3 protein-coding genes and 1 pseudogene are annotated in these 6757 nt (G+C 48.5%); 2 read left to right on the forward strand and 2 right to left on the reverse strand.

Annotated features, from left to right (window positions below):
• The first annotated feature begins 161 nt into the window (after positions 1-161).
• The gene (locus PN462_RS08965; protein ID WP_272127762.1) at positions 162-3632 is read left to right on the forward strand and encodes an AAA-like domain-containing protein; all 3471 of its coding nucleotides are present in this window, start codon (positions 162-164) and stop codon (positions 3630-3632) included.
• A 41-nt stretch (positions 3633-3673) separates the two neighbouring features.
• Here the strand turns inward: PN462_RS08965 and PN462_RS08970 are convergent, their stop codons facing one another.
• Positions 3674-3976, reverse strand: a complete 303-nt coding sequence (locus tag PN462_RS08970) for a hypothetical protein (RefSeq protein ID WP_272127763.1) — start codon at positions 3974-3976, stop codon at positions 3674-3676.
• 295 nt (positions 3977-4271) lie between these two features.
• On the opposite strand from PN462_RS08970, the gene PN462_RS08975 reads away from it, so the two are divergent.
• The gene (locus PN462_RS08975; protein ID WP_272127764.1) at positions 4272-5600 is read left to right on the forward strand and encodes a DUF58 domain-containing protein; all 1329 of its coding nucleotides are present in this window, start codon (positions 4272-4274) and stop codon (positions 5598-5600) included.
• A gap of 151 nt (positions 5601-5751) precedes the next feature.
• Here the strand turns inward: PN462_RS08975 and PN462_RS08980 are convergent.
• Positions 5752-6720 (reverse strand): annotated as a pseudogene (locus PN462_RS08980) (ATP-binding protein); the annotation flags it as partial.
• Positions 6721-6757 lie beyond the last annotated feature (37 nt).

A 6757-nucleotide genomic window follows, 5' to 3' on the forward strand; every position in this document is an offset into this window, starting at 1 on the left:
ATTACTAATTGTTTATTATTTATTACTAATTACGACCGTTGAGAAACCGGGTTTTTATTCCCAATTTTGATAGATATCCCAATTCTCTAAAAAAAACCGGTTTCTCGCCCTAACAGTATTCACCAAAACTAAACTTAATTAATTACTAATTATTAATTGTTATGACCATTTATCAAGTCGGGGGTAGCTTATCTTATAATGCTGTAACCTATGTAAAACGGGAAGCAGATACCAAACTCCTTTCATCCTTAAAACAAGGAGAATTTTGTTATGTATTAAACTCCCGACAAATGGGTAAATCTTCCTTATTAGTAAAAACGCGACATCAGTTAAAACAGGAGGGCTATCTTTGCCCCTCCATTGACTTAACCACCGTCGGCAGTGAAAATGTTACCCCCCTACAATGGTATAAAGGCATTATTGCCGAACTTTGGCGCGGTTTAACCCAACTGGAAGACTTTAATTTTAAAGGGTGGTGGAGTGATGAACAAGATTTTTCGCTGTTACAACGGTTAAGTCGCTTTGTGGGGGATGTACTGTTACCCAGCTTTCCCCAAGAGAAAATCGTCATTTTTGTTGATGAAATAGATAGCACATTAAGTTTACCCTTTCCCGTAGATGACTTCTTTGCGTGGATTCGCTTTTGTTATAATCAACGGGCCATTAATTCCGACTATAATCGGCTTAACTTTGCTATTTTTGGCGTTGCCACTCCCGCAGACTTAATTCGGGATAAAACACGCACTCCCTTTAATATTGGCACAGCCATTGAATTAACCGGGTTTACCCTGCAAGAAGCAACCCCCCTGTTGCAAGGACTCCAGTTAAAAGTCGGCAACCCCCAAGCTATTCTGCAAGAAATTTTAAACTGGACCGGAGGACAACCCTTTTTAACGCAAAAACTCTGTAAATTAATTGTCACTTCAAGTCAGGAGGATATTAAACCCGAGGTGAGTATTCCCTTGGGGATGGAAAACTTTTGGGTGAGTAGTTTGGTGCAAACTCGTATTGTCCATAACTGGGAGAGTCAGGATGAACCGGAACATTTAAAAACAATCCGCGATCGCCTCTTTTATAATGAACAAAGACTCCCCCGTCTCCTCAGTCTCTATTTACACTTACTCGACGGCCAAGTTATCCCCGTTAATGATAGCCGAGAACAAAGTGAACTCGTCCTCTCTGGGTTAGTCGTCAAACATCGGGGCCGCTTACAGATCAAAAACCCCATTTATCAAGAAGTCTTTAACCCCGACTGGACCGAATACCAATTACAAGCCCTACGCCCCTATTCCCAAGCCTTCAACGCTTGGTTAGAATCAGAACAGAGTGACGAATCGCGCTTACTGCGCGGAAACGCCCTAGCAGAAGCCAAAAACTGGGCCCAAGGGAAAAGTTTAAGTGACTTGGACTATCAATTTTTAGCCAAAAGTGAAGAAAGCGATCGCGCCAGAATCCAACAAGCCCTAGAATTAGAAAAAGCCCAAGCCATCACCAAAACCGCCACCCTGCAACGTCGTCTCCTCAGCGTCATCAGTCTCGCCTTCCTCATCGCCTCAACCCTCGGCATCACCGCCTTTTGGCAATCGCGCAAAGCCAGTCAACAAGAAAGCGAAGCTCGCAAAAGCGAAATAAAAGCCCTCATCTCCTCCTCAGATGCCGAATTTACCGCCCAACAAAAGCTCGATGCCCTCATCTCCGCCATCAAAGCCAAACGCCGCTTAGAAGCCCTAAAAACCCCCGATACAGCCCTCTCCCAAAACGTGCAGCGTGTCCTCCAACAAGGCATATACTGGATTCACGAAAAAAACCGCTTGTCCGGTCACGACGGGCCTGTTTTAGGCGTAGATTATCGTCAAGATGGGCAACTCATCGCCACCGCCAGTGCTGATAGCAACGTGCGACTCTGGAAACCCGACGGCACGCTCGTTAAAACCCTAGAAAACGAGGGAACATTGTACGAAGTGGAGTTTCACCCCGACTCCTCGCGTCCTCTCCTTGCGGTCACGAAATTAAACGGTAAAGTCTGCCTTTGGGACTACGAGGCAGGTAAAATCATCCAAAGTTTTCAAGGACACGACGGGGCCGTGTGGGATGTGGACTTCTCCCCCGATGGCAACACCCTCTTAACCGGAAGTGCCGACCAAACCCTAAAACTCTGGCAACTCGACGGCACACTCCTACAAACCTTCACCGGCCACCAAGAAATGGTCTGGGATGTGGACTTCTCCCCTGATGGACAAACTATCGCCTCTGCCGGGTTTGATGCCACCGTGAAACTCTGGTCTCTCGATGGTACAGTAAAACTCACCTTTACCGAACATCAAGAAGATGTTTGGAGTATTGCCTTTAGTCCCCAAGGAGACTTGTTGGCCTCCGGGGAATGGTCGGAAACCGTGAAACTCTGGCAACCAGATGGGACTGTGGTGGCCACCTTAGAGGGACATAAGGGAGGGGTTGACCGCTTGGCCTTTTCTCCCGATGGTCAAAAGTTAGGGGTTGTGGGGAAAGACCAAACGGTGCGACTATGGCGACGGGATGGCCGACTGGGGGCAATTTTTCGCGGCCATAGTGCCGGAGTGCGAGACTTGGCCTTTTCCCAAACCACCGACTGGCAACTGGTGTCTGGGGGAGAAGATGGGACAGCGCGACTCTGGCAACCGACTTCTCCCTTAGTCCAAGAAATTCGGTGGGATCATAAAATTTGGGATATTGCCTTTCTCCCCAATAGCAAGTATCTTCTCATAGAAGACCAGGGGGGAAATGCGGTCTTGTTAGATAGACAGGAGAATAGAGAACAACTTTTTTTACCAGAGCAACACTTTTCTTTTTTTGGCTTTGATGTGAGTCCTGATGGACAACTCATTGCTACGACTAGCTCTGATGGGACAATTCATCTTTGGCATCCTGATGGGACTCCGGTGCAAGTTTTAGGGAAACATGACGCACAAGTTTGGGATGCGGCCTTTAGTCCCGATGGGGAGTTGGTGGTGTCGGTGAGTGATGATAAAACGGTGAAACTTTGGCGAGTGGATGGGACGTTAGTGAAAACCTTAACGGAGCATCAGGGACGGGTGCATCGGGTGGTGTTTCATCCCCATGGCCAACGCTTTGCCACTACCGGGGCCGATGGGACGGTGAAGGTGTGGAGTCGGTCGGGGGAGTTGTTACAGTCTATTGAGGCCCATTCTGGGGTGGTTTTTGGCTTAGATGCGACTTCAGAGTATATTGCCTCGGCCAGTGTGGATGGGACGGTGAAACTCTGGGACTGGGAGGGGGAGTTAGTCCATACTCTAGACCAGCATAACAGTGGCGTGGTGACGGTGGCGTTTAGTCCTGATGGGCAAATGCTGGCTTCGGGGAGTGTGGACCAAACGGCGAAACTGTGGACGGTGGAGGGGGAGGTTTTAAAAACTTTGTATGGGTTTGGGGGTGGGGTGTGGTCGGTGCGGTTTAGTCCCGATGGTGAAACCTTAGCGACGGGGACGGATGATCAAATGTTGGCCTTGTGGAATATGGAGCGCGTGTTGAATGTGGATGAGTTAACTTATGCTTGCAACTGGGTGCGGGATTATTTGCGAAATAATCAGGGGGTTGAGGGGCGCGATCGCAATCTTTGTACAGGGATAGACTAAACTTTGTCAAGAGGGAAAAAACAGAATAAGCTCAACCTAGCTTACTTCTCTCGAAACTGGTTCATCGCTTCAAGTTGCGCTCGTACTCCTTCAGGACTAAGCCACCCATAACCCGCTTCTCCCAATTGTTTCATCAAGTTTTGGAAGTCTTCTTCAGTCCATTGCGGTTGTCCGTGACGAGTCAAGGCCAACCGCACATTCTCCTCTTGGGAATAGGGGTTAGTCCCGCGTTTGGGTGCATACACTTTCACCTGAGAGGAAACACGAGACCGTCTCCCAACCCAACTGTCGAGGGAGATAGCCGCAAACACATTACCGAAAATCGCTCTGACTCCTTGTACCACTATACTTTACGCAAAATGCAACAATTCTTAAAATAATACAGGCTGCACTCACAATAGTACAAATTGCTGAAATTGCCAATCCCTGTTGTCAATTATTTGTAACAATTGAGAATCGGGGCAATAGTGAACCGTCAGCTATTCCCCTCCTAACGGGTTGTGCATTTAACTGGGTATGTGATAAGAGGGAACAGGGAACAGAGAACAGGAAACAAGAAATTAGAGTATTTTTTGCTCACGTAAAACTGTTTTAGCTTAGGAGTCCATCCATCTACGCAATCCCCCATCCCCCAAAACAATGATTCCCTCCCAACGCTTTTATGTACTCTTATTTCTCATCATGGTTGTGGCCATTGCCATCACCCTCTGGAGTTCCCCCGAAACCAGCATTCGTTTCACCCTTCTCTTAGACGGAACATTAATTATAATTGGACTCATTGACAGACAACGAGGGAAACAACAACGAGTCGAAGTCACTCGTCATCCCTTGCACAAACTCTCCATTGGCCGAGATAACCCCGTTGTCCTCACCGTCACCGCTAAAAATTACCCCACTCGTCTCCAGTTGCGGGATGCGTACCCCCAACCCTTCACCGTCTCCACAGATACCTTCTCACTGACACTCCCCTCCAACAGCAGCGAAGACTTAATTTACAGCATTCACCCCAACCAACGGGGAGAATTTACATGGGGAGATATTCAAGTGCGACAATTGGGCCAATGGGGGTTAGTCTGGCAACAGTGGAAAATCCCGGCCACCGTAAAAGTAGCAGTTTATCCAGACTTAATGGGGTTGCGTTCTTTATCCATTCGTCTCGCTATCCAGAATACCGGAACAATGCGCCAATTGCGGCGTTTTGGTCAGGGGACCGAGTTTGCAGAACTGCGCGATTATAGCACAGGAGACGACCCCCGTTTAATCGACTGGAAAGCCACCGCCCGCCGTTCTCGGCCTTTGGTGCGTGTCCTCGAACCCCAAAAAGAACAAACCTTAATTATTTTATTGGACCGAGGCCGTTTAATGACCGCCCAAGTTCAGGGGATGCAACGCTTTGACTGGGGACTGAATGCGGCCTTATCTCTCACTTTAGCAGGATTAAAACGGGGCGATCGCGTGGGAATCGGAGTCTTTGACAAAACCCTCTCCCTCTGGATACCCCCCACCCAAGGCCAACACCACCTCAGTCACCTCATCGAACAACTCACCCCCCTCCAACCCGACCTCCTCGAACCGGACTATTTTGGGGCCGTAACGCGCATTGTCAACCAACAAACCCGCCGGGCCCTAGTAGTCATCCTCACCGATATTGTAGATCGCACCGCCTCGGCTGAACTCCTCGCCGCCCTCACCCGACTCACCCCCCGTTATCTCCCCTTCTGCGTCACCCTCCGCGACCCAGAAGTGGACCGCATTGCCACTCAAGACATTCCCGAAAGCCCTAACCCACAAAAAGAACTCACCGCAGCCTATAATCAAGCAGTCGCCCTTGATCTCCTCACCCAACGGGAGACGGCCTTTGCCCAATTAAAACAAAAAGGGGTTTTAGTCTTAGATGCCCCGGCCAACCAAATTAGCGACCAATTAGTGGAACGGTATTTACAGTTAAAAGCCAGGAATCGGTTGTAGTGTGTTCTTGGGTCTTGGTTCTTTGTGTCCTTTGTGTCTTTGTGGTTCACCAACTCTCAATTATCAACTCTCAATTATTAGCTCATCTCCTAAAAATCAAACCGTTCATAAAACGTTAAAAGATAAGTTTCGCATAGTTGGTTTGGTATTGTTAATTGTTAATTGCCAACTCTGCTTGTAAATAATCCACAAACTGCCTCGCAGAACGCCCAGAACGCCCATTATGCTGGGTTGCCCATTGTTTGGCGCGAAACTCCAAATCTTCTTGAGGGAGGCGGATTTGGGCTTGCTGGGCTAAATGCTGCACGATTTGTAAGTAGGTGTCTTGGTTGGCAGGTTCAAAGGTGAGGGTGAGGCCAAAGCGATCGCTAAAAGATAACTTCTCTTGCATTGTATCCCACCCATGAACCTCATCCCCTTCACTGGGCCGCGGGCGATCGCTAAAAAATTCTCGCACCAGATGACGACGGTTTGAGGTGGCATAAACCACCACATTTTTTGCCCTCGCGGTGACACTCCCTTCTAATACCACCTTGAGTGCCTTAAATGCCTCGTCGTCTTCCTCAAAAGATAGGTCATCCACGAATAAAATAAACGACTGGGGCAAGGATCGTAAACGGTCCACAATCTGCGGTAAGTCGCGGAGATCAGACTTGGCCACCTCAATTAATCTTAACCCGCGATCGCCGAACTCATTTAATAACCCCTTCACCAACGACGACTTCCCCGATCCCCGACTCCCGTATAATAAAACGTGCAAGGCCCGATAGCCCGCCAACAAAAACCGCGTATTCTCCACTAACCGCGCTTTTTGTTGCTCATATCCGGCAATTTCCCCTAAGCGAATGGGATCAGCATAGGCAATCCCCTGTAACTCCCCGTTATACCAGCGTAACCCATGATATTGCCCAAAAATCCCCGTTCCCTGTTGCCGATAATGTTGGGCCAACTGGGGTAAACAGTCAGCCCAATGATCCTGTTTTTGGGAGAGAGACTGGTGAAGAAAATGAGCAGGAGTCACAGTTTCGGGCCACGCAACAGGAGGATGAGATAACTTACAAACCCCTTTCACCCAATAACTAATTTGTTCCCCACTACAATGGTATAAAGAGCGCAAAATAGTGACATACTCCCACGCTCAATCGGAGATTAGAGCG

The sequence above is a fragment of the Spirulina sp. CS-785/01 genome (assembly GCF_028330525.1).
In the GTDB taxonomy this organism is placed as follows: Bacteria; Cyanobacteriota; Cyanobacteriia; order Cyanobacteriales; family Spirulinaceae; genus JAQMSD01.

What these genes read in the sequence shown, in the direction of transcription:
- PN462_RS08965 (WP_272127762.1), top strand. Translation starts at nt 162, where the DNA reads ATGACCATTTATCAAGTCGGGGGTAGCTTATCTTATAATGCTGTAACC.
- PN462_RS08975 (WP_272127764.1), top strand. Translation starts at nt 4,272, where the DNA reads ATGATTCCCTCCCAACGCTTTTATGTACTCTTATTTCTCATCATGGTT.